The following is a 26,187-nucleotide window of genomic DNA, read 5'->3' as shown; positions in this document are numbered from 1 at the left end:
CCGTGAAGCTGCGCATGATCAGCACCGACGTCATCCACAGCCTGTTCCTGCCGGCCCTTCGCATCAAGCGCGGCGCCCTGCCCGACCGCTACACCGAGATGTGGTTCCAGGCCGAGGAAACCGGGCGCCATCACATCCTGTGCGCCGAGTTCTGCGGCAACGGGCATTCGCGCATCCGCGTGCCGCCGGAAACCCTGGTCGAGCGGGGGCCGCCACCTACGGCGCCGCCATGCTGCCGCTGAGCCCGACCTTGAGCGTGATCTCCACTCTGGGCTTCGCGGCGCTGAAGACCGGCCGGATTGCCTGGATCTTCATGCACCTGAACGAAAGCCAGCCGCTGACCCGCGTCACCGCGCTGGCGTCGCTTCCGTTCCTGGCGCTGATGTTCTACCTGACGCTGGTCGATGTCCTGTTCCGGGGTCAATGAGGGCAACTCCTCGCCGAAAAGACCGCGGCGTACCGGCAACCCTGCCCGCGCCGGCAACCGTTTCACCCGCAGAGACCGGACGCAGCAGTGCGCCCGGAGATCCGCAACGACCAGACGAACGGGTGGAAAACATGGCCGAGACAGTCAGCGACTATTTCTGGAAACGTGTCAGCGACTGGGGCGTGACGCGCATTTTCGGCTACCCCGGCGACGGCATCAACGCGCTCGTCGGCGCGCTGGACAAGCAGGAGGAAAAGTTCAGCTTCGTGAAGTCGCGCCACGAGGAAATGTCCGCCTTCATGGCCTGCGGCCACGCCAAGTTCACCGGCGAAACCGGCGTGTGCCTGGCGACCAGCGGCCCCGGCGCCATTCACCTGCTCAACGGCATGTATGACGCCCGGCTGGACCACACGCCGGTCGTCGCCATCGTCGGCCAGCAGGCGCGCGCCGCCATGGGCGGGCACTATCAGCAGGAAGTCGACCTCATCAACCTGTTCAAGGACGTGTCCAAGTACGTCCAGCAGGTCAACAGCCCCGCGCAGGTCCGCCACGTCATCGACCGCGCCTTCCGCATCGCCAAGTCCGAGCGCACCGTCTGCACCATCATCATGCCCAAGGACGTGCAGGAGATGGACGCCGTGCCCGTGCCGCCGCACGCCCACGGCACCGTGCACTCGGGCATCGGTTATCGCGCGCCGCGCATGGTGCCGGAAAAGGCCGACCTGCAGGCCGCCGCCGACATCCTGAACGAGGGCAGGAAGGTCGGCATCCTCATCGGCCAGGGCGCGCAGTTCGCCAAGGAAGAGGTGATCGAGATCGCCGAGAAGCTGGGCGCCGGCGTCGCCAAGGCGCTGCTCGGCCGCACCGCCATCCCCGACGACCTGCCCTTCGTCACGGGCTCCATCGGGCTTCTGGGCACGCGCCCCAGCTACGACCTGATGAAGGACTGCGACACGCTCCTGATGATCGGCTCCAGCTTCCCCTATTCCGAATGGCTGCCCGAGGAAGGCCAGGCCAAGGCGGTGCAGATCGACGCCGATGCCTCCATGCTGTCCATCCGCTACCCCATGGACGTCAACCTGCACGGCGACGCCAAGGCGACCCTTCAAGAGCTTCTGCCGCTCATCCACCAGAAGACCGACCGCAAGTGGCGTGAAAATATTGAGGACAGCATTTCGCGCTGGCGCAAGGTGCTGGAAGAGCGCGCCATGAACAGCGCCGAGCCCGTCAACCCGCAGCGCGTGTTCTGGGAGCTGTCGCCCCGCCTGCCCGACAACTGCATCGTCACCGCGGATTCGGGCTCGGCGGCCAACTGGTATGCCCGCGACCTGGTGTTCCGCGACGGCATGATGGGCTCGCTGTCCGGCGGCCTCGCGACCATGGGGCCGGGCGTGCCCTACGCCGTTGCCGCCAAATACGCCTACCCCGAGCGCACCGTCATCGCCTGTGTCGGCGACGGCGCCATGCAGATGAACGGCATCAACGGCCTGATTACCATCGCGCAGTGCTGGAAGACCTGGAAGGACCCGCGGCTGGTGGTCATGGTGCTCAACAACGAGGACCTGAACCAGGTGACGTGGGAGATGCGCGCCCAGGACGGCGACCCCAAGTTCGACACCACGCAGAAGATCCCCGACCTGCCCTATGACAAGTTCGCCGAACTCATGGGCCTGAAGGGCATCTTCGTCGACGATCCCGAGCGCATCGGCCCGGCCTGGGACGAGGCGCTGTCGGCGGACCGGCCGGTGGTGCTGAACGTCAAGACCGACCCCAACGTGCCGCCCCTGCCGCCGCACATCCGCCCGAAGAACGCCAAGGCCTTCATGTCGACCCTGCTGGCCGGCGACCCCGAACAGGGCAAGATGCTGCGCCAGACCGTCAAGGACATGGTCGTGGACATCTTCCCCGGGAAACGCTGATCCGGGCACCTTGCGAAAACAGCCCCGCCGGCCTACCCGCCGGCGGGGCTTTTTCATGCGCCCGCTAATCCGCCCCGGCACACGGCAGCGGGACGGTCAGCAGGTCCGGCCAGGACGCCGCCCACCCCGAGGTGTGCGCCGCGCCCGGAACCACCCGCCGCGCGGCGCAGGCCGCCGCCCCCTGGTGCGCGATGAAGGCCTCCGCCACCACCGGCGGGACGATCGCATCCGCCGCGCCCGAGACGTGTAGCTGCGGCACCGCCGCCACCGCCGCGGCACTGTCCGCCGGGTCGAGCGAGCCCCGCAGCGGCGTGACGTTGTGCAGGCGGGCGATCATGGCGTTGTCGAGGGCCCCCGCCACGGTCCGCAGCGCCGCCACGTCATCGCGCCGGCCCGCGACCAGAACGGCGACGGCGCCGCCTCCCGAAAACCCGGCCAGCTCCACGCCGGCGCCGCGGGTCCGACGGACCAGCGCGTCGACCGCCGCATCCACCGCCGCCACGACATCCGCGCCATGGCGGTGGGACGACCAGTAGCGGCGGTCGCCCCGGCAAGCCGTGTCCCGCGCCACGCCGCCGAACTGGCAGGGCCGGGCCAGGTAGGCGACGTTGGCCGCGGGGTCCGCCGCCGCCAGCCGCAGGGCGACCGGATCGACCGGCGAGGGATCGCCGGACAGGCGCCGGCGGCTCAGCCACGCCAGGCCGTCCCCCTCCACATAGACCCGCACCGGTGCGCCGGGCCGCGTCAGGCGATGGAAGGCGGTCAGCGAAAACCGACCCGCCGGGATCACCTCTTCCGCCAGGCCGGCGGCGGCCGCGAGGCGGCGCGCCGCCTCCAGCCGCGCGGCCGGATCGGGCGGCGGCGGACCTCCGCCGGCACAGGCGGCGACGGACAGTGCGGCACAAACGGCAACGGCGGCGGCCGGAAGCCGCCGCCGTTGGGATTTCCCCCGTGCCCGCCGGTTTACCACCGGAAGACGATGCCGCCGTTGACGGTGTGCTGGGTCTGCTCGGCGTTGAACTCTCCGCCGTAGTCCACGAACAGGCCCATGCCGTCGGAGTTGGTCGACAGGCCGAGACCCAGGACGCCGACGGTGTTGTTCACGTCAGGGCCCGACACGGTGAAGTCGGTGGTGCCGCCGGTGAAGCGGGCCGTGGCGCTGCCGTCGGTGTCGCCGAAGCGATGGGCCACGCCGACCTCGGCGGTGGGCACCACGCGCCAGCCGCCCTGGCTGGTGTAGGGATAGGCGACGCGCAGGCCGGCACTGGCGCGGCCGGTGGTGTAGGTTTCGCTGTCGAAGGCCAGGTTCGCACCGGCCAGCGCGCCGGTCAGGCCGCTTTCGGTGAAGCTCTCGCGGTCGAGCAGCGAGACGTCGAGGCCGGCGTAGGGCTGCAACTCCAGCCCGCTGGCGGCGAAGGTGCGGCCCACTTCCGCGCCGGCGCCGTATTCGTTGGCATTGTAGTCGGCGGAGGCCGTCTGGGCATTGGCGCCGGAGACCACCAGCCGCTTGGAGTCATAGGCGTGGCGGCCGTAGAACACCGTGCCGTTGACGTACCACGGACCCTGCGTCCATGTGCCGTAGACGCCCAACTGGTAGCTGTCGACGTCCGTTTCCGTGCCGGCGAGGTCGCTGTCGACGTTGGTCCCGGCGTAGCCGAGGGCGACGCCGACCAGCAGATCGTCGGTGACCGGGGTGTCGGCGCCGGCGCTCAGGCCCCAGGTGCGCGAGCCGTAGCCGGCGGCCGAAGCGTCGCCGTCGACGTCGCCCCAGCTTCCCAGGCCGGCGAGCCAGAGGCTGCCGCTGCGGAAGATGCCGCCGTCCTCGGCGGCCATGATGTCACCGGTGTTCACGCCCGCGCCGGCTCCCGCCGCACGGCCCGACGCGGACGCGCCCCCCATGGCGCCGGTGAACTGGCCGGTGGCCTGGCCCGAGGCGGAGACGGCGATGGCGGCGCTTTCGCCGTTCCAGGTCTTTTCGTCACCGCTGCGCGCCTCCAGGAAGCCCGGCGCGACGCCGGACTGCAGCAGCTCGTTGACCGCATTGGCGCGGTCGGAGGCGAGGCCCGGCACCACCGACCGGATGTCGGACACCTTCTCCATGGTCAGCGTGACGGTCGTGCCGTTGTACGACAGCGCCGGATTCAGGAACAGGAAGTCGTCGGTCACCGAGGCGAAGGTGCCATTGACCGCGCCCGCCTGGGCGATGGTGTAGGTGGTGGTGTCCTGGAAGTCGGCGGCCGTCCAGGTCTTCTTGGTGGTGGCGCCGGTGGGCGTCTCGGCGGTGACGAAGACGGTGGCCGCCGGATCGATGGTCAGCGTGCCGGTGACGCTCAGCTTGTCCGACGTGCCGTTGGGGTCGATCTCCACCTCGTAGATGCCGGACTTGGTGTAGTTGCCGGTGTTCGTGATGGTGCCGATGGAGTTGCCCGGCGCCAGGCGGCCGTTATCGGTGACGTCGCCGACGATGGTGCCCGACCCGCCCAGGATGCCGTTGCCGCCGACGCTGACGCCGCCGGTGGTGGTCATGGTCCCGTTGACCGCCAGGCCGCCGGCGTTGACCTCGGCCTTGCCGACGGTGACGTTGCCGTTGAGCTTCCAGCGCTTGGACGGCTGCGGCGCCGGGTCCTCCAGCTTCAGGGTGGCGAAGTTCTGGATGTCGTTGCTGAATTCGCCGCCGCCCTGCAGGTTCAGGGTGTTGTTGCCGGCGCCGCCGTCGATGGGCCCGCCGACGCTGGCGCCATCCTTCAGGCCGACGATGTCGTCGCCGGCGCCCATGGTCACGCCGCCGGTGACGGTGCTCGACAGGTCGACGGTGCGGGCGTCGGTGGCGCCGGAGAAGTCCACCTTGGCGGTCTCCCACCCGGCGCCCACGTTGTAGACCTCGAAGTTGGTGAACAGGCCGAGGTCGATGGTGCCGCCGGGGCCGGCGACTGTCAGGGTGTCATGGCCGGTGTTGCCGTCGGCGCTGTGCACCAGGGACCCGTAGCCGTGCACGAACTCGTCGTCGCCGGCGCCCAGGTCGACGGCCCCGCCGATCTCGCCGGCGTTGGCCACCAGATCGTTGCCCGTACCCGTGCCGACCGTGCCGGTGATGCGGCCGAAGTTGGCGACGATGTCCTCGCCGGTGCCGCCCGCGTAGCTGCCGTTCAGGACGCCGCCCTTGCTGATGTCCTGGGCGGTGTTGAACATGCTGCGGATGGCCGTGTCGTCGCCTTCGCTGCCGTCGCTGCCGACCACTGCGATATAGGCGTCGCGGAAGGTGGCGGTGCGCTGTCCGTTGACGAAGATGTTGTCCTGGTCGCCCAGTTGCACGTCGCCGGTGATGGTGCCGACGTTGATGACCTCGTCCTCGGGGGTGTGCCACTGGGTCGCGATGGCGTTGCTCTGGCCCAGGACGGCGACGTTGCCGGCGCCCGATGCGTCGATGATGCCGCGGTTGACCAGCAGCATCCCATTGGTGCCCACGCGGCCGTCGACCACGCCGTTCACGGTGCCCAGGTTGAAGACCTCGAACTGGCCGGTGCCGCTGATGATCGAGCCGTCGAGCGTGCCCGAAAGCGTGCCCGCCGGCTCGCTCAGCAGCATGACGTCGACCAGCGGGTCCTGGTCCATCGGCACCTCGTCGGCAGAGATGCCCTCAAGCAGGTTCGGCACGCCGGCCAGGTTGAAGAAGATTGATTGGCCGCCGGCCATCCGCACGTCGCCCGTGATGGTGCCGAAGTTCAGCACCTCTGCGGCGATGTGGTTGGAGTTCCCCGCCTGGCTGAGGTCCACGGTGCCGTTCAGGGCGCCGGCGTTGTAGACGAAGCCGTCGCCCGCGCCCAGGTTCACGCCGCCGTCGATGGTGCCCAGGTTGTAGACCTCGTCGCGGTCGTTGCCGCCCGTGACGCCGCCGGTGACGTGGCCGGTGGCGGTCGGCGTCGCGGTCAGGCCCAGCAGCACCGGCGCCATCGTCGGCGCGTCGTCGTTCATCTTGCCGATGTTCGGGATATCCTGCGCCAGCGCGTCGGTCAGGCCGCTCACCTCGCCACCGACCACCAGCCAGTTTTCGCTGCCGTTGCCCAGGTTGACGGTGTCCACGGTGCCCGCGGCGTAGACGAAGTCGTTGCCGTCGCCCACGGACAGGCCGCCGGTCAGGGTCGAGCCCTTGCCGAGGAAGACCTCGTCGTTGCCCGCGCCCATGTCCACGGCACCGGCGATGGCGCCGAAGTTCGCCATCTTGTCGCTGCCGCCGCCCAGGCTGACCGGGCCGTTCAGGCTGGCGCGGTTGCCGGTGGCGCCGGCCTGGGCGTTGGACAGCAGGCCGGCATAGGTGGGCTCGCCCGCGTAGATGCTGTCGTCGGGTATCCCGGACCCCAGAAGCACGACCGCCTCGCCGTGATCCGCCGCGTCCGTGCCGGTGACGCCGTTCGTGGCGGCGGTAAGGCTGACATCCTGCCCCAGCATGAGGGCTTGGCCGGACGTCAAGGCGACATCCTGGGTGCCCGTCGTGCAGGTTACGTCGTTGTTGCCGTTCACGCTGCAGGCGGCGGCCGCAGGCGCCGGGTGCGCGGCCATGGAGACACCGACCGCCAGCGCGATCACCGACACGGAACCCAGGGACCGGGCACGCAAACTCACCATTGACTCCCCCCAAAGACAGAATGCACTAGACCCGGAATACTAAACCTCACGAGACCCAGGAATATGCCGTTGGTTATAAACCCACACATTTGTTCATGATATCTTCACCGCAGACGCCCTATGGTTTATCTAGATCATGGAGAGTTCAACCCGACTTTCCCTCTTGTGTTGATCCCGACCCGGGCCGACACCCTTTGCCGCACGGGCGGCTTTCACCTTGGCCGGCATCGCGCTATATCTCGCGGCCGCACCGCATCCGAGAGCATCGTTTCCCATGCATGACGCAGCCCGACTCCAGGCCGCCATCGACCTTCTTGGCGAGATCGAATCCGTCTCCCGTCCGGCGGACGGCACGGCCTCCGCCTTCTTCCGGTCGCGCCGCTTCATCGGCTCCAAGGACCGGCGCGCCATCGCCGACCGCGTGTGGGGCGTGCTGCGGCGCTGGGCGCGGCTGACCTGGTGGTGCCACTGGGCCGCCCAGGGTGCGGGGCGCGAGGGCATGACCGTCTCGCCGCGCCTGCGGGTGATCGCCGACCTGCTCATCACCGACCACCTGAAGGTGGATGCCGTCGACCGCCTGTTCTCGGGCCAGACCCACGCGCCCGACCGCATGCGCGCGGCAGAGGCCGCCGTGGCCGACCTGCTCCAGGGCCGCTCGGCGACGCACCGCGACATGCCGCCGGCCGTGCGGTTCGAGGTGCCCGACTGGATCTATCCGCGCTTCGAGGCCCTGTTCGGCGCCGACACCGACGCCGAGCTGGCCGCCATGCTGCCGGAGGCGCCGGTGGACCTGCGGGTGAACACCCTGAAGGCGCAGGACCGCGCCGCCGCCCTGGCGGCGCTGGCCGCCGACGGGGTGGAGGCCTCGGCCACCGACCTTTCCCCGCTCGGCCTGCGCCTGCCCGCCGGCCGCGTGAACCTGCCCACCACGCAGGCCTTCAAGGACGGTCTGGTGGAGGTGCAGGACGAGGGCTCGCAGCTCATCGCGCTCCTGACCGACGCCCGCCCCGGCATGGCGGTGGTGGACTTCTGCGCCGGCGCCGGCGGCAAGACCCTGGGCCTGGCGGCCGGCATGGACAACAAGGGCCGGCTGATCGCCTGCGACGTCTCCGAAGGCCGGCTGGAGCGGTCGGCGGTGCGGCTGAAGCGGGCGGGCGCGCACAACGTCACCCGCCGGGTGCTGGCCAGCGAATCCGACAAGTGGGTCAAGCGCCACGCCAAGGGCTTCGATCGCGTGCTGGTGGACGCGCCGTGCACCGGCACCGGCACCTGGCGCCGCAACCCCGACGCCCGCTGGCGGCTGTCGCCCGAGCAACTCGACGACCTGACGAAGCGCCAGGCCAGCATCCTCGACAGCGCGCGGCGGCTGGTGAAGCCGGGCGGCCGGCTGGTCTACGCCACGTGCTCCCTGCTGCCGGAGGAAAACGCCGATCAGGTGGAAGCCTTCCTGGAGCGCTGGGAAGACGCCGAGGGCTGGCGCGTCCTGCCCGTCTGCGAGGTATGGGACGCCGCCGTCGGCACCGACTGCCCCATGAACACCTACGCCACCGCGCTGCGCCTGACACCCGCGCGCCACGGCACCGACGGGTTCTTCACGGCGGTGCTGGAACGGGGCGAGGGCTGACCTAACCGAACACGAAGGTCGCCATGAACCAGAGGACCGACAGGGCCAGCAAGGCCGCCATCACCCGGTTGAAGACGGCCACGCTGCCCGACAGCGCCGACAGCCATCGGCCAACCGCCGCCCAGCCCCACAAGGACCCAAGGCAGACCACGAAGAACACTGCGCCGAACACCGCGAGCGTCGCGGCATAGTCGGGAGCCCCGGCCACATAGACCGAAACCGCCGACAACGACACGATCCATGCCTTGGGATTGGACGCCTGCGCCACCGCGCCGTTGAGAAAACCCGGCGGCAGGGTGGCGCGCCCGCCGTCGTCCAGCGCCACATGATCGGCCCGCGCCACCTTCCAGGCCAGGTAAAGAATGTAGGCGGCTCCGGCCACCGCCAGCCCCTTCGCCACGGCCTCGTTCTCAACGATGACCGTGCCGAGCCCCGCGCCCATCAGCAGCAGGATCGCCACGAAGGCCACCGTCGCGCCCAGGACGTACCGGAAGCTGCGGAGGACGCCGAAGCGCGCGCCGGTCATGGCCGAGATGATGTTCACCGGCCCCGGAGAAGCCGATGTGGCGAGCGCGAAGGCCGCCATGGCCATCAGCGTACCGACGTAGCTATTCACCCGCGCGCCCTCCCCTGGCGTTCAGACATCGGAATCGGCCACCTCTCCGTAGCCGTCAAAATAGAATTTCCTTTGGAGATCAACGGCGTAATACCGCTTGGGCTGGATGGTGCCGTCGAGGTCGTACCCCGCGTACTCCTCCCAGTGGCCCAGGGCGTTCGTCCTTGTGATCTCCAGCACGGACACGGCTTTCACGCACTTGTAGAGGTACAAGCCAAAGTCCAGGAACCGCAACGGGAACCCCTGTTCGGCCGGCAACGGACCTCCATCTACATCATAGGCAAGCATCGCCCCGCGTTCAACTGCCGATTGCAAATTCACCGTCGAGTCATAGCCGCCCCTGGCCGTGCCGTGGCTGAGCTGCCTCATGTAAAGAGTGGGGTCCGTCCAGTCGACGCCAGCCAGCGCCAGCACGTCCTTCAGCAAGAGCCCCTCCCAGTGGCGCTTGATGGTCCACAGGCAGACGCAGACGTTGCGGCGGTGCTGGTAGATTGACGGAAGGGCGCGCAAGTCGTCCATCGACAAGGCGACCTCGGTCTCGACAAGGCCGGTCACCCGCAGGCGCCAAGCGCCAAGGTCGACCTCGGGAACGCCCTCCTGGTAATAGCGCAGGGACGACGGTTTCTTCTCGATGAAGGGTGTGACCTTTCCCATGCCTAGATCTCGTTCCTGACGCAGCGGAATCCGACGATGTTGTCGCGCAGTTCCGGTCTGTAGTAGTCCCGGCTGGCGCACCGCAGGCAGTCCTCGTCATGCAGTCCAGACCCGCCGCGCACGACATGCGGATCGGTCTCCGCCGTCAGAAAGACGGGGTTGAAGCCGTAGAAGTCCCAGGCATAGCTGCGCGAGGCGTTGTCGATGCACCATTCACCGACATTGCCGGCCACGTCCCAGCATCCGACGCGGGACACCGCCTTGGGGAAGGCGTCGACCGGCGTGCTGCGCCGGTCCAACTCGGCGGGCTCGCACCCGGGCGCGAAGTTCGCCAGCTCGGCCGTGGGTTCCGCATCACCCCACGGGTAGCGGTCCTCGCCCCGGCCGGCGATATATTCCCATTGCGCCTCGGTCGGCAGCGTTTTGTCCTCGAAGGCGGCGAAGGCCATCGCCTCCCACCACGACACGCCCGTCACCGGCTGGCGGGGTTGGCCGAACTCGGGCGTGTCGAAGTACAGGGGCCGGCGGATGTCGTTGCCCTTGATGAAGGACCAGCCGACCTCGGTCCAGTAGTCGCGGGTATCGTAGCCGCCGGCTGCGATGAAGGTGGCGAACCGTTCGTTGGTGACCGGATACGGATCAACCGAGAACGCCGCCAGGCTCACGATCCGAACCGGCTGCTCGTTCTTGTACTCGTTGCTGCCCATCCGGAACCGGCATGCGTCGACCTGGATCACGCGCGTCCCTCCCTACTTAAGCAGTGCCAGGCTGCCGCTGAGCTTGTTCACCATCTTCTTGGCCCCGTGGATGAGCAGCCCGTACACGACCAAGTCGCCCACCGTCTTCTCGCTCATGCGGCGGGTGTAGGAGTCATAGTCCTTCGTTTCCATGGCCGCGTCGGTGAAGGCGACGACGAACGCCTCTCCCGCGGTCTTTTCATACAGCGTCTTGAGGTCGCCCCCCGGCGCCTGAAGGATGGGGACGGGGACGGTGGTGATGCCGGGGAACTCAACGTCATCGCCCGTGCGGACCGGCGGCCCCACCAGATCGGGCACGCCCTTGCCCAGGCTCATGCACAGGACAGCCGAAATGTTCGCCTTCAACCCGACCGGCAGGTCCTGGTCGACGACTACGATGCATTTGCTCATAAGGTCCTCACTTCTTGACGAAAAGCGTCCACAGCATGGGTATGACGACCTGGTCGCTGATCCGGATCAGGCCGTGCCGGTCCTGCGCCTTCTGTGTCGTCAGACACGCGTCGACCTCGCCGGACGCCGCCATGGCCGCCGCCGCGCTTGTGGAATCGGCATAGACCAGGTCGAACCGCTCGGTCGCAAGAAGCTGGCGGACCAGATGGCTGGGCGCCTGATGGGTGGCGATGCGGGGACGATCGACCTCGAGCGCCACGCCATCCCGCGACGCCAGCGCATACGGAGGCGTGTCGTAAAAGAAGGCCGACAGCGGCGAAAACCGGTCGGAAATATAGAACTCGTTGATCCGCTGGTAGGCGTTCGCCACCAGAAGCGCCGCATGGCTGCTGTCGGTCACGAAGCGCGCCGCTTCCTCATAGGTCGGGAAGAGCCGGATGTCCGAGCGCTCGATCTGGCTGACGTATTTGGCCGTGTTTTCGCTGCTCGTACCTTCGGGCCCAAGCGTCGCCAGAAGCCGGATGCTGTTCTTCCTGTAGACGAACTCCGGACTGGATTTTACAGCGAACCCCATCGTGCCCCCTGCGACATATTAATCCCTGGGAACGAAATCCCGTCGAGGCGACAATCTATGTGAAGTTGCGCAACCCGTATTGCACGATATTAAGGTTGTCAGAAAAGCGCCCCGCAGCCGTCGGGAATGCCGCGCTTCACCGCCCGTGAACCACGAAGCCGCCGGGGGTGACCCCCGTCACTTTCTTGAAAGTGCGGATAAAGTGCGCGTGGTCGTAGAAGCCTAGCTGATATGCCACGTCCACCGGCCGCGCCCCCTCCGCCAGCAGCCCCTTCGCCGCCTCTATCCGCCGCACGAGCCAGAAAGCATACGGCGAGATGCCGACCTGTTCCGTGAAGCATTGCAGAAGATAGTTGGAGTGGAAGCCGACCCGGCCCGCCAGCACGGCCAACGAGAGCCCACCGTCGGCGGCCGGGCCGTCCTTTCGCGCCTCATGCGCCACCTGAGTGATGTATTCCCGCGTCCGCCGCACGGCCTCCTTCTCCCGCCCGGCCCGGCGTTCGCGCAGGCCGGCGTGGCGGGAGAAGACCTCCGATATCAGCCCGAGCACCTCCTCCTCCAGCGCCAGGCGCCATCCCGGCGCCTTCGGGCCGGTCAGGGTGCCGTGGACGCGCGCGAGCCCGGCCGAAACGGCGCGACCGTCGTCCGCCGGCGTCAACTCCCGGAAGCCCCGGACGGCTTTGACGTCCAGCCAGCGGCGCAGGGCGCCTTCCGTCACGTAGAGCATCTTGTAGCGCAGCCGCTCGCTGACGGCGTAGCCGGTATGCGGCTCCTCGGGGTTCATAAGCGAGAGCGTGTGGCGGGGCAGCGCGTGGCGGGCGCCCCGGCAATCGTAGCCGCCGACGCCGTCATCAATGGCGCCGATGGCGAAGGCGTCGTGGGCGTGGCGGCCGAAGGGTTGACCGCTGAAGTCCGCCTCCAGAAGCTCCACCCCCGGCAGCCCCGCCACCGCGTGAAGCCGGTTGCCGTTGCGCCGGCGCGCCATCTCTCCCGCCCCGCCCGTTGCTGAGGACTGGATGCTAGCCCCCTTTCGCGGCCCGCGCCAGCCCCGGCGGCGCATCCGCAAAAACGGTGGAGCCCGCCGGCCCTTTGGGCTATCGTCCGCGCCAACTCCGCCCCGCGTTTTCTCCCCCTTGCCTGCCGGACATCCGCCGTCATGACCGATCGCATTCTCATCATCGATTTCGGCTCCCAGGTCACCCAGCTCATCGCGCGCCGCGTGCGCGAGAGCGGCGTGTACTGCGAGATCCAGCCCTTCAACAAGGTGACGGAGGAGACCATCCGCGCCTTCGATCCCAAGGGCGTGATCCTCTCGGGCGGGCCGGCCTCGGTGACGCTGGACATCAGTCCGCGCGCGCCGCAGGAACTGTTCGACATGGGCCTGCCGATCCTGGGCATCTGCTACGGCCAGCAGACCATGGTCGCGCAGTTGGGCGGTCGGGTGGAAACCAGCGACATGCAGGAATTCGGCCGCGCCTTCCTCGACATCCAGAAGGACAGCGCCCTGTTCGAAGGCGTGTGGCAGGTGGGTGCCAAGGAACAGGTGTGGATGAGCCACGGCGACCGCGTCGCCGCCCTGCCCGAGGGCTTCGAGGTCTACGCCACCTCGCCCAACGCGCCGTTCGCCTTCATCGCCGATGAAAGCCGCCACTTCTACGGTGTGCAGTTCCACCCGGAAGTCGTGCACACCCCGCACGGCCACCAGTTGATCGAGGCGTTCACCAAGCGCGTCTGCGGCTGTTCCGGCGACTGGACCATGGCGGCCTTCAAGGAGCAGGAGATCGAGAAAGTCCGCGCCCAGGTCGGCGACGGCAAGGTGATCTGCGGCCTGTCGGGCGGCGTCGATTCGTCGGTCGTCGCCGCACTGCTGCACGAGGCCATCGGCGACCAGCTGGTGTGCGTCTTCGTCGACCACGGCCTGCTGCGCGCCGGCGAGGCCGACCAGGTGGTGAAGGTCTTCCGTGACCGCTTCAACATCAACCTGGTGCACCGCGACGCCTCGGACCTGTTCCTGGGCAAGCTGGCCGGCAAGACGGACCCGGAGGAAAAGCGCAAGATCATCGGCGCCACCTTCATCGACGTGTTCGAGGAAGAGGCCAAGAAGATCGGCGGCGCGGACTTCCTGGCCCAGGGCACGCTGTACCCGGACGTGATCGAGAGTGTGAGCTTCCACGGCGGCCCCTCGGTCACCATCAAGAGCCACCACAACGTCGGCGGCCTGCCCGAGCGCATGAACATGAAGCTGGTGGAGCCCCTGCGCGAGCTGTTCAAGGACGAGGTGCGTGTTCTGGGGGCGGAGCTTGGCCTGCCGCATGAAATGGTCGGCCGCCACCCCTTCCCCGGCCCGGGCCTGGCGATCCGCATCCCCGGCCAGGAGATCACGCGCGAGAAGTGCGACGTTCTGCGCAAGGCCGACGCCATCTACCTGGAGGAAATCCGCAACGCCGGCCTCTACGACGCCATCTGGCAGGCCTTCGCGGTGCTGCTGCCGGTGAAGACGGTGGGCGTGATGGGCGACAGCCGCACCTACGACCACGTTCTGGCCCTGCGCGCGGTGACGTCGACGGACGGCATGACAGCCGACTACTACCCCTTCGACCACGCCTTCCTGGGCCGCACCGCCAACCGCATCATCAATGAGGTGCGCGGCGTCAACCGGGTGGTCTACGACGTGACCAGCAAGCCGCCGGGGACCATCGAGTGGGAGTGATCCTCCTCCCCGGCCGACGGCGGAGCGCTGACACGGTGCAGTCGAGCCCCCGCATCCGGTTGGTTCAAGGCATTCTGGCCGACCTGCTGGCACGGTTCTAGGGGCGCCCCTCCCGCTTCATCCGGTCCAGCAGCCCGCGCACGTATCCCGCCAGGTCGCCCGCCGTATAGAGGTGGCCGGGGATGCCGGCCGCTTCGGCGGCCTCCAGATCGCGGCGCTTGTCGCCGATCAGGAAGCTGCGCGACAGTTCCACCGGCCACTCGCGCAGCAGCCGCAGGATCATGCCCGGCTTGGGCTTGCGGCAGTCGCAGGCCGTGGCGAAGGGCGCCACCGCGCCGGCCGGGTGGTGGGGGCAGAAGGCGACCGCGTCCACATGGGCGCCGATCGCCGCCAGGTCCTTCGCCATTTCCTCGTGCAGGGCATGCATCTCGGCCTCGCCGTACATGCCGCGCGCGATGCCCGACTGGTTGGTGACGATGAACACCCACCATCCGGCGTCGTTCAGCAGCTTCACGGCCTCGCGCGCGCCGGGCATCCACTGCCAGTCGCTCCAGCGGTGGACGTAGCCGTGGTCGACGTTGAGCACCCCGTCGCGGTCGAGAAAGGCGGCGGGGCGCTGGGAGGCGGAGTGTTCCTGTGGCATAAGGCCTACCCGCGAACCAGGATCTTGGCGCGCTTTTCTCGGTACCGGGCGTTTTCCTCGCCCACCTTCTGCGAGAACTTGTCGTAGGCCTCGTCCACTTTTTCCTCCAGCTTGCGGCGCTTTTCCGCGATCTTTTCCGGCTTGTCCTCGCGGGCTACCTCGTGGCGGAACTCGGCGCGAGCCTTGGCGAGCTTGCGGTCCAGTTCGTCCTCAAGCTTGCGCAGCTCCCGGTCGTGCTCGCGGTCGAGCTGGGCCAGTTCCCGCGCCGCCTCGCCGCGCTCGCGCTCAAGCTCGTCCCAGCGGCGGTCGTCCGCGGGCCGGCGCTCGGTGCTGCGGTCGACCTCGCGGCGGGCCTCGTCGAGCACGCGGTCAACGACGTCCCGCAGGATGTCCTCCACCACCTGCTCCGACCGGTCCTGCGCCAGGGCCGGGGCGGGCGCGGCGGAAATGGCGGCCGCCGCGACCAGCGCGGCGGCGATGAGCGTCTTCATGGCGTCCTCCGATACAGTATTCCCGGTTCAGGGTCCTGGCCGCCAGCGTGACGCGCCCATGCGGCAACTTCGGGGCAGCGCGCCCCCTCTCCTTACGGCGCGGGCGGCAACCGTGCAAGGCTCCCTTCCGTTGCGGGAACAGGAAGCTCCACCACGGAAAGGCGAACCCCACATGGCCGGCAAGGGCGCGGCGGTTCTGGCAAGGCCCGTGCGGCCGCGCATGGTGGCGGCGTGCTTCGCCGCGCTGGCGCCGTCGCTGGCGCTGGCGCCGGGCGTGCCCGTGCCCGTCGCCCTGCTGCTGCGCGACTGGGAGACGGCCGTGCGCTGCGCCGTGCCGGTCGTGCTGCTTCTGGGCTTCTGGGCCCTGGGGCGGCGATGGAGCGCGCTGACGGTTTCCGACGTGCAACGCAACGAGGCCCTGCTGGTATCCGGGCTGAGCTTCATCGCCGCCAGCGCCGCCCTGGCGTGGCCGTTGAAGCCGCAGGACGTGCCCTGGGACGCCGCCATTTTCGAAGCCGTGTCCGCCATCACGTCGACCGGCCTGACCATGTTCCCCGAGCCCTCCGTCCGCAGCCCGGCGCTGCTGTTCGTCCGCGCCTGGGGGCAGTGGTACGGCGGCCTGGCGATCCTGGTGCTGGCGCTGAGCCTGACGGTGCGGCCGGGTGTCCTGTCGCGGCGCCTGGGACGGATCGAGGCGTCGGAAAGCGACTTCATCGGCGGCACCCGGGCGCGCGCCAAGCGCGTGCTGTGGGTCTACGGCGCGCTGACCGTCGCCTGCATCGCCACGCTGTGGCCGCTGACCGGCTCGGTATGGGAGGCGCTGCTGCACGGGCTGACGGCGGTGTCGACGGCCGGGTTCTCCAGCCACGGCGACAGCCTGGCCGGGTGGGACTGGCCGGCGCGGGCCGCCATCATGGTGTTCGCGCTGGCGGGCGCGGTGTCGCTGCTGTTCTGGTGGCGGCTGCGCGAGGACGGGCCGCACCACCTGCTGAAGGACCGCGAGGCCCAGGCGCTGGTGGTGCTGATCGTCGGCGGCGCGGCGCTGATCGCCCTGCTGGAGGCCGCCTGGCGCGAGGGCGGTATCTGGGCGGTGGACTGGACTCTGTTCGGCCATGCGCTGTTCCTGTCGGCCAGCGCCCAGACCACCACCGGCTATTCCACCCTCGACCCCGGACAGATGGCCCCGGCGGCGCAGCTTGTGATGATGGCGCAGATGATGGTCGGCGCCGACCTGGGCTCCACCGGCGGCGGGCTGAAGGTGGCGCGCGTGCTGGTGCTGGCGGCGATCGTCCGCAGCGCGCTTCTGGCCACCGCCCTGCCCCGCCACGCGGTGTCCAAGCCGCGCACCCACGGCGGCCCCGTGCACGAGGGCGCGGCGCAAACGGCGATGCTGCTCGGACTGCTCTACGGCGCGACCATCCTGGTGGGCTGGGGCGTCTGCCTGGCGGCGGACGCACCCCCCATGGCGGCGCTGTTCGACGTGGTCTCGGCCACCTCCACCGTCGGGCTGTCGGCGGGCGTGACGGGGCTGGAGGCGCCGACGGCCGTCAAGGCGACGCTCATCGTCTGCATGCTGCTGGGGCGCGTGGAGTTCCTGGCGCTTCTCATTGCGCTCGCGCCCCGAACCTGGAAGGGAGGATAACGCCATGCGACTGGTCTGCATCGGCGCCGGGCCGTTGACCCTCAACATCGTGCGCATGCTGATGGACAAGGGCCACGACATCGTCATCATCGAACAGGACCGCGCCCGCATCGAGGAACTGACGGAAGACCTGGACGTCGGCTTCCTGCACGGCGACGGCGCCAAGCCCATGATCCAGCGGGAGGCCAACCCCGAGGAGTCCGACGCCCTGCTGTGCCTCACCGACGACGACGAGGACAACATCCTGGCCGCGCTGGTCGGCCGGCAGCTGGGCTTCCCGCGGGTGATCCCGAAGATCCAGGACACCGACTTCCTGGGCATTTGCGAGGAACTGGGTCTGGAAAACACCATCATCCCCGACCAGACCATGGCGCGGCACGTCGTCGACCTGGTGGTGGCGGGGGCGGACGCCGACCTGTCGGCCTTCATCGGCGGCGGCGTGCGGTTCTACAGCTTCGAGGTGACGGAGGACGAGGCCGGCCCCTGCACCGGCCTGGACCTGCCGGAAAAGACCCGTCCCGTCGTCATCCAGCGCGGCGATGACTTCGAACTGGCCGAAGAGGCCTCGGAGGTTCAGGCCGGCGACCGCGTCCTGCTGGTCACCCACGTCGACCACCTGTCGGAACTGCGCGACCGCTGGTCCGCCCACCACGTCCGCGAGGGCGAGCGGCAGGACGGCCGCGGGGGCGGGGGCGGGGGCAAAGGCAAGGGCAAGAGAAAGCGCAAGGGCGAGGGCGAGGATTGACCTCCGCTTGCCGCGCAACCCGGTCATGAGGAACGGCGCGCACTTCCGCCGCGTACACCGCCTGAGGCTTCATCCACGGCATCCGGAGCATGGCCCATGGACCTAGACCCGCTTTTGCTGTCGCGCATCCAGTTCGGGTTCGTGGTGTCCTTCCACATCCTGTTTCCGGCCTTCACCATCGGGCTGGCCGTCTACATCGCGCTGCTGGAAATCCTCCACCAGGTGACGAAGAACGACGTCTGGGGCCGGCTGTCGCGGTTCTGGATCAAGATTTTCGGCGTCTCCTTCGGCATGGGCGTGGTGTCGGGCATCGTCATGTCCTACCAGTTCGGCATGAACTGGAGCGCCTTCTCGGCCGCCACCGGGAACGTGCTGGGCCCGCTTCTGACCTACGAGGTGCTGACGGCCTTCTTTCTGGAGGCGACGTTCCTGGGCGTGCTGCTGCTGGGCCGCAACAGGGTGCCGCCGACGGTCTTCACCCTCGCCGCCGTCATGGTCGCACTCGGCACGCTGGCGTCCAGCTTCTGGATTCTCTCGGCCAATTCGTGGATGCACACTCCCGACGGGTACGAGCTGCTGGACGACGGCCGCTTCGTGGTGACCAGCTGGTGGGACGCGGTGTTCAACCCCAGCTTTCCCTACCGCCTGGCGCACATGGTCACCGCCGCCCTGCTGACGACGGGGTTCTGCGTGCTCGCCGTTTCCGCCTGGAAGCTGCGGCGGGGCGAGGCCGTGGCGGAAAGCCGCACCATGATGTCCATGACCCTGTGGCTGCTGCTGGTCCTGGCACCGCTCCAGGTGTTCATCGGCGACCTGCACGGGCTGAACACCCAGGAGCACCAGCCCGCCAAGCTGGCGGCCATGGAAGGCCACTTCCATACGAACACGGACGAGCCCATGCCGCTGATCCTGTTCGGCTGGCCCGACATGGAGAACGCGGAAATGGACTGGGCGGTCAGCATCCCCTACGCCGGCAGCCTGATCCTCACCCACACCTGGGACGGCACGGTGGCGGGGCTGGACCAGTTTCCGCGCGAGGACTGGCCGACGGTGCCCTACGTCTTCTACAGCTTCCGCCTGATGGTGGGGCTGGGGCTGGTGATGGTCGCCATGGCGGTGATCGGCAACGTCATGCGGGCCGGCGGACGGGTCTGGCGCTCGCGGGCCTACCTGACGGCGGCGACGTGGTGCCTGCCCATCGGATTCATCGCCATCCTGGCCGGCTGGGTGACCACCGAACACGGCCGCCAGCCCTGGGTGGTCCAGGGCCTGATGCGCACCGCCGACGGCGTGACGCCCAGCCTGACGGGCGGCGACGTGGCCTACAGCTTCACCCTGTTCATCCTGGCCTACGCCATCATCTTCCCGGTCGGCATCTGGTTCATCCGCAAGCTGGTCATCAAGGGCCCGCCGACCGAGATCAGCCCGCCGCCGAGACAGCTCGTCAGCGGCCCGGGCGTGCCCCAGGCCGCCGGCCAGGGCGTCACCTCGGCCCGCCCGCGCAACGCCACCGGCACCACGGGGAGCACCGCGCAATGACCGACGCGCTCAGCCTGGACCTCACCCTCATCGCCGCCGGCATCCTGGCCATCGGCGTGTTCATGTACGTGCTTCTGGACGGCTTCGACCTGGGCATCGGCATCCTCTATCCGTTCGCCCCGGCGGAGCACTCCCGCGATCTGATGATGGACAGCGTCGCGCCCGTCTGGGACGGCAACGAAACCTGGCTGGTGCTGGGCGGCACGGCCCTGCTGGCGGCCTTCCCCATCGCCTATGCCGTGCTTCTGGCGGCCTTCTACGTGCCGCTGATGGTCATGCTGATCGGCCTGATCTTCCGGGGCGTGTGCTTCGAGTTCCGCGCCCAGGGCGGGCCGTCGAAGGGCTGGTGGTCGGCCGGCTTCTTCGGCGGGTCGCTGGCGGCGACCTTTGCCCAGGGCGTGGTGCTGGGCACCTTCATCGGCGGCGTGCCGGTGGAGAACGGCCAGTACGCCGGCGACGGCATGGCCTGGGCCGCGCCCTTCCCGCTGCTCTGCGGCGTCGGGCTGGTGCTCGGCTATGCGCTGCTGGGCGCCGGCTGGACGCTGATGAAGACCGAAGGCGTCACCCATGACTGGGCCTGGAGCCTGCTGCGCCCGCTGACGGTCGGCGTGCTGGCGGTCGCCGTGGCGGTCAGCGTCTGGACGCCCTTCCTGCACCCGTGGATCACGGCGCGCTGGTTCTCCTGGCCCGGCAGCCTGTTCGTGGCGCCGTGGCCCCTGCTGGGCCTTCTGTGCCTGGGTGTCCTGTGGTACGCGCAGCGGCGGATTCACGCACGGCGCACGCCCGTCCGCCCCGGGCCGCTGTTCCTGAAGAGTTGGGAGTCCGTACCCTTCCTGGCGACGATGGGCCTGTTCCTGTGTTCCTATGCCGGACTGGCGCTGACGCTGTGGCCTTATGTCATTCCGCCCGACATCAGCATCTACACGGCCGCCGCCGCGCCCTCGGCGCAGAAGTTCGTGCTGGTGGGCTTGGGCGTGCTGGTGCCGGTGACCATCGGCTATACCGCGTGGTCCTACTGGGTGTTCCGCGGCAAGGTCTCCGGCGACGCGCATTACTAGAAAGCGCGCGACTCGGGTAACGCCGGTTTTAGCGAAAATTGCGGCCACCGCGCCGCATAGCGCTCGGGCCGGGCGGCTCGCGCACCGCGCCCGCAGGCGCGGGTCAGAGCTGGTTCACCCGGTCGGTGTAGACGGAGTAGGGCCGGCCCTGCTCTCCGGTGCCGGCATAGCGAACGCGCTGCGCGCGGGAGTATGCTTGGTCCAGGCGGCTTTGGCGCGCCTGGCGGCGGTTCTCGCGCGCGCCCATGATGGCGACGGGCAGCAGCACCAGCAGCAGCGCAAGGCCCGCAATGAACATCCAGGTTTCGGTCATCGGTCGACACTCACAAGGACGGGTGAGGCCCTACCCCCTTCGGCCAGGGCACGGGAGCATGGTACATCCGCTTGGCGTTGACGTTCAACCGCAAGACTGATCCTCAATCCAGTGGCACACCGGCAAAAGAAAACCGGGCCGGCGATCACGCGCCGGCCCGGTCTTCCTTGGACCGAGGTCGAACGTCAGGCGCATTTGCGCAGGGGCGGCAGCTCCTGGATCAGAAGCTCGCGGTCACGCAGGCCGGCCCGCGCCCTTTCCACATGCGCCCACACCACGTCGGGCGACAGGCGATCGCGACGCATGACCGCAAGGGTAACCTCGTCGGTCATCAATTCGTGCAGCGGCGGTTCCACACCCGCCTTCCTGTAAAGCCCACTCACGGCGTTGCGTCCTCCCGAGACTTGGTTTTGGGGCCTTCCCTATACCGGTTGTCGCCAAAATAGCGACGAACCGGGACCCTTTTATGACGCCCTGGTTGTTTGTTCGTGACGCGCGGACCACCGGCACCTCCCTGGACCGACCGGCGGCGTGACGCCCGCGCGCGCACCGTGGGGGCGACCCTATCCACGGTACGGGTATATAAACACGGAAGCGACGGGATCGTTCCAACACTGTTGAAGAAAAATTCAGGAAGAACGAACGTGCGAAAAAACAGTCGCATACGCCCGGAACCTCAGGGATTTCGCGCCTGCTGCTTTTGGATTACGTCCTTGGGCCAACGCGACTTGATGTAGGCCAGCGCCGCCCAGATTTCCCGATCCGTCAAAACATCCTCGTACGCCGGCATGTTGCTGACATAGCCCTCGGGCGCGAAGGGCTCCACGCCGTACTTTGTGATGTCGAACAGTTGCTCGTCGGGATGGTGCCAGGTGTGGCCGGTCTCGTCGTGGGGCGGGGCCGGCAGCGTGCCGTCTGGATTGCGGCTGCGCCAGTCCGGCTCCCCCTCCAGCGCCAGGCCGTGGCAGGCGGCGCAATGCTCGGCATAGACCTTCCGCCCCTCGGCCACCAGTGCGGCGTCGGTCGGGTCCGCTTTGGGACCGCCGCCGCCGCCGCTGAGCAACCACCCGCCATAGGCAGCACCGCCCGCGAGGACGGCTCCGATCAGGACGGCCTTTGCAAGCCGGGCGGGGGAACGTGCGGGCATGGCGGGTCTCCGGGGCATCTGGGGCGCGTGGCGTCTGACGGACCATATGGGTGAAGCCTTCCCCCGCTGGAAGGTCAAGCCGCCGCCCGAAGGCGCTGGTAAAGGGGCGTCAGCACCGCCGGCAGGATGTAGATGGGAAACTGGCCCAGCGCGAAGTACAGGGGCACGTCCGGGTGTACCCCGGCGGGCAGAACCGCCAGCAGAAGCGCCATGTTGCAGTTGCCGCTGACCAGCCCAACGGTCAGCGCCGCGCGCCGTCCCATCCACCAGAACAGCGCCGCGCCCGCCGCCTGGAGCCCCAGGTTGGCGGCAAAGGCGCCCAGGATGATAAGCACCGTCCGGCCCGGATTCGCCACAAGCTCCGCCGTGACGCCGTCCATGATGGCGATGGCGAACAGCACCAGGAACAGCACAGATCCGGCGTCGATGGCCTGCCCGTGCCGCTCCAGCCGCGCCCGCCCCAGCAGGCGGCGCAGAAGGACCGCCCCGCCGACGCTGACCGCCACCAGCCCCGCCAGCCGCAGCATCAGCTCCCACGGCGCGATGTCCAGCGGCAGGTGCGCCAGAAGCTCGGCGGCATAGGGCGCGGACAGAGGCGTGAGCAGCGTCGCCGCCACCACCACCACCAGCGCCAGCGACCCCTCCAGCCCCAGCAGCATCGCCAGCGCCGGCGACGACATGATGGGCGCCGAGGCCGCCATGAGAATGAGCGCGGCGCTCAGGCCCGCCGACAGGTCCAGCACGCTCACCACCGCCGCCATGACCACCGGCGCGCCGACCAGCACCCACGCCAGCACCAGTGCGACGCGGGCGGGCCGGCGGAAGGTGCCCAGCACCGCCGCCCAGTCCATGCGCAGCATCGCCAGAATCAGCAGCACCGCCACCGCCGGCGGCAGCAACGGCCGCAGCGCGTGCGCCAGGTCCGGCAGGATCAGCCCGGCAAAAACGCTCAGGAACAGGAACCAGCGGGAGTGGCGGACGAGGAACGCGGTCATGGGCGGTCGGCGGCGAGCGCTTCCGCCGCGCGCCGTCCTCGCACGGTGGGCGCTGCGCGTCCCGAGCAGGGGAATCGGGGGGCGGCGGCCCCCTGGGCACGGCTCAGCCAGCCCGCCCTCACCCCAGCATCGCTCCCGGCAGGTAGGTGGCGATTTCCGGGATCAGCGTGATCAGCACCACCGCCAGGCCAAGCATGAGGAAGAACGGCAGGGCCGCCTTGGCGACATAGAGGATGTTCTTGCCCGTCAGCCCCTGCAGGACGAACAGGTTGAAGCCGACGGGCGGGGTGATCTGGCTCATTTCCACCACCAGCACCAGATAGATGCCGAACCAGATGCGGTCGATGCCCGCCTGCTCCACCATGGGCATGACCACGGCGGTCGTCAGCACCACCACGGAAATGCCGTCCAGGAAGCAGCCCAGCACGACGAAGAACACCGTCAGGGCGGCCAGCAACTCGTACTTGGACAGGCCCAGGCCGGCGATCCAACCCGCCAGGTCGCGCGGGATGCCGGTGAAGCCCATGGCGACGGTCAGGAAATGCGCCCCCGCCAGGATAAAGGCGATCATGCACGAGGTGCGCGTCGCCCCCATGAGGCCGTCCTTGAAGCTCTGCCACGACAGCGAGCCGCCAGCCCACGCGATCACCAGCGCCAGCGCCACGCCCACGGCGGCGGCGTCGGTCGGCGACGCGATGCCGGCGTAGATGGAGCCGATCACGCCGGCAATGAGCGCCACCACGGGCAGCAGGCCCGCGGTGCGGCGCATCTTCTCCATGAACGGCAGGCGGGGGTCGTCGGTCGGCGCCTTGCCCCGGTTGAACAGCGACCACACCATGATGAAGCCCATGAAAAGGCCCACCAGCAGCACGCCCGGCAGGACACCGGCGACGAACAGCCGCGCGATGCTCTCCTCGGTGGCGACGCCATAGACAATCAGGATGATCGACGGCGGAATGAGCAGCCCCAGGGTGCCCGACCCGGCCAGCGTGCCGATGGTCATCATCGGGTCGTAGCCGCGCTTCTGAAGTTCGGGGATCGACATCTTGCCGATGGTCGCCGCCGTCGCGGCCGACGACCCCGACACGGCGGCGAAGATGCCGCAGCCGATGACGTTGACGTGAAGCAGGCGCCCCGGCAGCCGCCCCATCCAGGGCGCGAGACCGGCAAACATGTCCTCCGACAGGCGGGAGCGGAACAGGATTTCGCCCATCCAGATGAACAGCGGCAGCGCCGCCAGCGCCCACGAATTGGCCGAGCCCCAGCCGGTGGTCGCCAGCACCTGCCCCACCGGCGCGCCGGTGAACATGGACAGGCTCAACCAGCCGACCCCGAGCAGCGACAGCGCCACCCAGACGCCCGACCCCAGCAGGCCGAACAGCGCGACGACGAGGAACAGCGAGAGGAAAACGTCGGTCATGGCGGTGTCATCCCCTCGGCGGCTTGGAGGCGTTCATTTCGTCGGTCGGCGCATCCTCGAAACTGTCGGCGAGGTCGGCGCTGGTGTGCTCGTAGGAGGGCATGCCGCCGCGCAGGGTGCGGACCAGGTCGTCGACCATGGCGATGCACAGGATCACCAGTCCGAGCGCCATGCTGCTTTGCGGCATCCAAAGCGGCACCGGCACCATGCCGGCCGAGACGTCGCCGTACTGCAGGCTTTCCATCACCAGGTTGACGGCCCACCAGGCGAAGTAGCCGGCGGCGACGGCACCCAGGCTCAGGCACCACAGTTCCACCACCCACCGCGCCCGCGGCCCGGCGCCCTGGATGAGCAGGCTGACGCGGATGTGCCCGCCGTGGCGCAGGGTGTAGGCCAGCGCGAGAAAGCTGCTGGCGGCCAGGAAATAGCCGGTGAAGTCGGCGTATGACGGCACCACGATGCCGAGCGGCGTGCCGGTGATCCACTCCGCCACCTTGCCGATGGCGTTGGCGCCCACCTGCAGCAGCACGATGACGCAGATGAACACCAGGAACAGCGCCGCCAGCGCGCCGCTGCCGGCGTACAGGGTGTCGAGGGCCTTCCGCATGGGCCGGTGTCCTTGGAAACGTGGAACCGTCGTGTCGGGAAAACCCGGCCGCCGCGCCCGCGACGGCCGGGGTGTTCAGCGGGCCTTACAGGCTGGAGCGGTAGGCTTCCAGCACCTTCTCGCCGGCCTCGCCGGCGCTGGCGGCCCATTCGTCGGCCATGCTGACGCCGATGTCGCCGAAGCCCGAGAGCAGGTCCTGGCTCGGCTCCTCGACCGTCATGCCGTTGTCGGACAGCATCTTGGTCTTCTCGGCGGTTTCCTTCCGGCTCATCTCCCAGCCGCGCTCCTCGGCGGCGGCGGCGGCCTTCATGAGGGCGTCCTGGGTGGACTCGTCCAGGCGGCGGAATGCCTTTTCGCTGACCACCACGATGTTCTTCGGCAGCCAGGCCTTGGTGTCATAGTAGTGGTTGACGTAGTCCCACGCCTTGGAGTTCGCACCCGTCGACGGCGAGGTGATCATGGCGTCCACGCGGCCCGTGGCGAAGGCCTGCGGCAGGTCCGGCACCTCCACCTGCGTCGGCACCGCGCCCGCCAGCACGGCGATGCGCTCGGTCGCCGGGTTGTAGGCGCGGAACTTCATGCCGGTCAGGTCCGACATATCGTCGATGGGCTTCTTGGTGTAGATGCCCTGCGGCGGCCACGGCACGCTGAACAGGGGCATCATGCCCTGCTCCTTCAGCAGCGCCTCGATCTCGGGCTTGCTGGCCTCCCACAGCTTCTTGGACTGCTCGTAGTCGGTCGCCAGGAACGGCACACTGTCGACGCCGTACAGCGGGCTGTCGTTGGACGCCGAGGACAGCAGGAACTCGCCGATGGGCACGATGCCCGAGCGCACGCTGGACTTGATCTCGGGGTGCTTGATGAGCGAGCCCGCCGGGTGAACGTTGATGGTCAGGTCGCCGCCCGTGGCTTCCTTCACGTCATCGGCGAACTGCTGGATGTTCATGGTGTGGAAGTTGTTGTCCGGGTAGGGCGTCGGCATGTCCCAGCTTGCGGCCAGCGCCGGCGCGGCCCCCAGGGCGGCGGTCACGGCGACGGCCGCCGTCAGGGTCTTCGCCTTGGTGAAAGCACTCCACATTTTTTCTGCCTCCCGTTCTGATGACGATACAGGGTCGAAACATTTCAGCCGCCATGGGCGATGCAGCGGCGACCGGCGTACGCTTGTTGCGACCGCGCCGGCCTGCCGCTTCGACTCTTTCGTGCCGGGGTCATTCTGAGAAAACGTTGACAAAATGTCCACGTTTTCTGACGATCTTGTAGATATTTTGCCGCCAAAGAGCAGGAGCAACCGC

The 26,187-nt window shown here is 68.7% G+C and carries 26 protein-coding genes; 9 read left to right on the top strand and 17 right to left on the bottom strand.

Annotation, left to right across the window (positions count from 1 at the left end):
• The first annotated feature begins 14 nt into the window (after positions 1 to 14).
• From LG334_RS05035 to LG334_RS05025, 3 genes are all read left to right on the top strand, one after another.
• Positions 15 to 242, top strand: a complete 228-nt coding sequence (locus tag LG334_RS05035) for a hypothetical protein (protein WP_404383903.1) — start codon at positions 15 to 17, stop codon at positions 240 to 242.
• Positions 230 to 427 (top strand): cytochrome C oxidase subunit IV family protein, encoded by a 198-nt coding sequence (locus LG334_RS05030; RefSeq protein WP_404383901.1) that lies wholly within the window; start codon positions 230 to 232, stop codon positions 425 to 427. Before LG334_RS05035 ends, LG334_RS05030 begins: the two co-directional genes overlap by 13 nt.
• A 131-nt stretch (positions 428 to 558) precedes the next feature.
• On the top strand, positions 559 to 2,346 hold the full coding sequence (locus LG334_RS05025; protein ID WP_404383899.1) for a thiamine pyrophosphate-requiring protein: 1,788 nt from the start codon (positions 559 to 561) through the stop codon (positions 2,344 to 2,346).
• A gap of 64 nt (positions 2,347 to 2,410) precedes the next feature.
• Here the strand turns inward: LG334_RS05025 and LG334_RS05020 are convergent, their stop codons facing one another.
• Entirely contained in the window at positions 2,411 to 3,316 is a 906-nt protein-coding gene (locus tag LG334_RS05020; RefSeq protein ID WP_404383897.1) for an alpha/beta hydrolase, read from the bottom strand.
• Positions 3,310 to 6,969 carry an autotransporter domain-containing protein gene (locus LG334_RS05015; RefSeq protein WP_404383895.1) on the bottom strand — a complete coding sequence of 1,220 codons (3,660 nt, stop codon included), beginning with the start codon at positions 6,967 to 6,969 and terminating at the stop codon, positions 3,310 to 3,312. Before LG334_RS05015 ends, LG334_RS05020 begins: the two co-directional genes overlap by 7 nt.
• Before the next feature lie 274 nt (positions 6,970 to 7,243).
• On the opposite strand from LG334_RS05015, the gene LG334_RS05010 reads away from it, so the two are divergent.
• A complete protein-coding gene (locus LG334_RS05010) occupies positions 7,244 to 8,593 on the top strand; it encodes an RsmB/NOP family class I SAM-dependent RNA methyltransferase (protein WP_404383893.1) in 1,350 nt (449 codons plus the stop codon).
• A 1-nt stretch (position 8,594) separates the two neighbouring features.
• Here LG334_RS05010 and LG334_RS05005 read toward each other — a convergent pair whose 3' ends face one another.
• The 6 genes from LG334_RS05005 to LG334_RS04980 form a co-directional block, all read right to left on the bottom strand.
• On the bottom strand, positions 8,595 to 9,209 hold the full coding sequence (locus LG334_RS05005) for a LysE family translocator (RefSeq protein WP_404383892.1): 615 nt from the start codon (positions 9,207 to 9,209) through the stop codon (positions 8,595 to 8,597).
• Positions 9,210 to 9,230: 21 nt separating this feature from the next.
• Positions 9,231 to 9,863 carry a molybdopterin-dependent oxidoreductase gene (locus LG334_RS05000; protein ID WP_404383890.1) on the bottom strand — a complete coding sequence of 211 codons (633 nt, stop codon included), beginning with the start codon at positions 9,861 to 9,863 and terminating at the stop codon, positions 9,231 to 9,233.
• Between the two features lie 2 nt (positions 9,864 to 9,865).
• Positions 9,866 to 10,600, bottom strand: a complete 735-nt coding sequence (locus LG334_RS04995; RefSeq protein ID WP_404383888.1) for a formylglycine-generating enzyme family protein — start codon at positions 10,598 to 10,600, stop codon at positions 9,866 to 9,868.
• A gap of 12 nt (positions 10,601 to 10,612) precedes the next feature.
• Entirely contained in the window at positions 10,613 to 11,011 is a 399-nt protein-coding gene (locus LG334_RS04990) for a DUF2000 domain-containing protein (protein ID WP_404383886.1), read from the bottom strand.
• Between the two features lie 7 nt (positions 11,012 to 11,018).
• Positions 11,019 to 11,585, bottom strand: a complete 567-nt coding sequence (locus LG334_RS04985) for a hypothetical protein (RefSeq protein ID WP_404383884.1) — start codon at positions 11,583 to 11,585, stop codon at positions 11,019 to 11,021.
• Between the two features lie 136 nt (positions 11,586 to 11,721).
• Positions 11,722 to 12,570, bottom strand: coding sequence for a helix-turn-helix domain-containing protein (locus LG334_RS04980; protein WP_404383882.1), 849 nt, complete (start codon positions 12,568 to 12,570; stop codon positions 11,722 to 11,724).
• A gap of 171 nt (positions 12,571 to 12,741) precedes the next feature.
• Between LG334_RS04980 and guaA the strand changes: the two genes are divergently transcribed.
• Positions 12,742 to 14,295: a glutamine-hydrolyzing GMP synthase gene (gene guaA, locus LG334_RS04975; protein WP_404383880.1), complete on the top strand. Its 1,554-nt coding sequence runs from the start codon at positions 12,742 to 12,744 to the stop codon at positions 14,293 to 14,295.
• A gap of 97 nt (positions 14,296 to 14,392) precedes the next feature.
• Here the strand turns inward: guaA and gmhB are convergent, their stop codons facing one another.
• Both gmhB and LG334_RS04965 read right to left on the bottom strand, forming a co-directional pair.
• Positions 14,393 to 14,938, bottom strand: a complete 546-nt coding sequence (gene gmhB, locus LG334_RS04970) for a D-glycero-beta-D-manno-heptose 1,7-bisphosphate 7-phosphatase (RefSeq protein ID WP_404383878.1) — start codon at positions 14,936 to 14,938, stop codon at positions 14,393 to 14,395.
• 5 nt (positions 14,939 to 14,943) lie between these two features.
• On the bottom strand, positions 14,944 to 15,429 hold the full coding sequence (locus tag LG334_RS04965) for a hypothetical protein (RefSeq protein ID WP_404383876.1): 486 nt from the start codon (positions 15,427 to 15,429) through the stop codon (positions 14,944 to 14,946).
• 172 nt (positions 15,430 to 15,601) lie between these two features.
• On the opposite strand from LG334_RS04965, the gene LG334_RS04960 reads away from it, so the two are divergent.
• The 4 genes from LG334_RS04960 (at position 15,602) to cydB (ending at position 20,413) form a co-directional block, all read left to right on the top strand.
• Positions 15,602 to 17,071, top strand: coding sequence for a TrkH family potassium uptake protein (locus LG334_RS04960; protein WP_404383874.1), 1,470 nt, complete (start codon positions 15,602 to 15,604; stop codon positions 17,069 to 17,071).
• Between the two features lie 4 nt (positions 17,072 to 17,075).
• Positions 17,076 to 17,816, top strand: coding sequence for a potassium channel family protein (locus tag LG334_RS04955; RefSeq protein ID WP_404383872.1), 741 nt, complete (start codon positions 17,076 to 17,078; stop codon positions 17,814 to 17,816).
• Between the two features lie 96 nt (positions 17,817 to 17,912).
• A complete protein-coding gene (locus LG334_RS04950) occupies positions 17,913 to 19,355 on the top strand; it encodes a cytochrome ubiquinol oxidase subunit I (protein ID WP_404383870.1) in 1,443 nt (480 codons plus the stop codon).
• On the top strand, positions 19,352 to 20,413 hold the full coding sequence (gene cydB / locus LG334_RS04945) for a cytochrome d ubiquinol oxidase subunit II (protein ID WP_404383868.1): 1,062 nt from the start codon (positions 19,352 to 19,354) through the stop codon (positions 20,411 to 20,413). Before LG334_RS04950 ends, cydB begins: the two co-directional genes overlap by 4 nt.
• A 103-nt stretch (positions 20,414 to 20,516) precedes the next feature.
• Here the strand turns inward: cydB and LG334_RS04940 are convergent, their stop codons facing one another.
• The 7 genes from LG334_RS04940 to LG334_RS04910 all read right to left on the bottom strand — a co-directional run bounded on the left by LG334_RS04940 (position 20,517) and on the right by LG334_RS04910 (position 25,973).
• Positions 20,517 to 20,726, bottom strand: coding sequence for a hypothetical protein (locus tag LG334_RS04940; RefSeq protein WP_404383866.1), 210 nt, complete (start codon positions 20,724 to 20,726; stop codon positions 20,517 to 20,519).
• Between the two features lie 185 nt (positions 20,727 to 20,911).
• A complete protein-coding gene (locus LG334_RS04935) occupies positions 20,912 to 21,109 on the bottom strand; it encodes a hypothetical protein (RefSeq protein WP_152415224.1) in 198 nt (65 codons plus the stop codon).
• Positions 21,110 to 21,402: 293 nt separating this feature from the next.
• Positions 21,403 to 21,873 (bottom strand): c-type cytochrome, encoded by a 471-nt coding sequence (locus LG334_RS04930; protein ID WP_404383864.1) that lies wholly within the window; start codon positions 21,871 to 21,873, stop codon positions 21,403 to 21,405.
• Between the two features lie 74 nt (positions 21,874 to 21,947).
• Positions 21,948 to 22,868, bottom strand: coding sequence for a hypothetical protein (locus LG334_RS04925; protein ID WP_404383862.1), 921 nt, complete (start codon positions 22,866 to 22,868; stop codon positions 21,948 to 21,950).
• 118 nt (positions 22,869 to 22,986) lie between these two features.
• Positions 22,987 to 24,288 (bottom strand): TRAP transporter large permease, encoded by a 1,302-nt coding sequence (locus tag LG334_RS04920; protein WP_404383860.1) that lies wholly within the window; start codon positions 24,286 to 24,288, stop codon positions 22,987 to 22,989.
• A 7-nt stretch (positions 24,289 to 24,295) separates the two neighbouring features.
• Positions 24,296 to 24,895, bottom strand: coding sequence for a TRAP transporter small permease (locus LG334_RS04915; RefSeq protein WP_404383858.1), 600 nt, complete (start codon positions 24,893 to 24,895; stop codon positions 24,296 to 24,298).
• A gap of 85 nt (positions 24,896 to 24,980) precedes the next feature.
• Positions 24,981 to 25,973: a TRAP transporter substrate-binding protein gene (locus LG334_RS04910; RefSeq protein WP_404383856.1), complete on the bottom strand. Its 993-nt coding sequence runs from the start codon at positions 25,971 to 25,973 to the stop codon at positions 24,981 to 24,983.
• Positions 25,974 to 26,187: the final 214 nt, after the last annotated feature.

The organism is Caenispirillum salinarum, assembly GCF_044803115.1.
Taxonomy (GTDB): domain Bacteria; phylum Pseudomonadota; class Alphaproteobacteria; order Rhodospirillales; family Rhodospirillaceae; genus Caenispirillum; species Caenispirillum salinarum_A.
The sequence above is the reverse complement of the archived record's forward strand: the minus strand, read 5'-3'. Positions and strand labels throughout refer to the sequence as shown.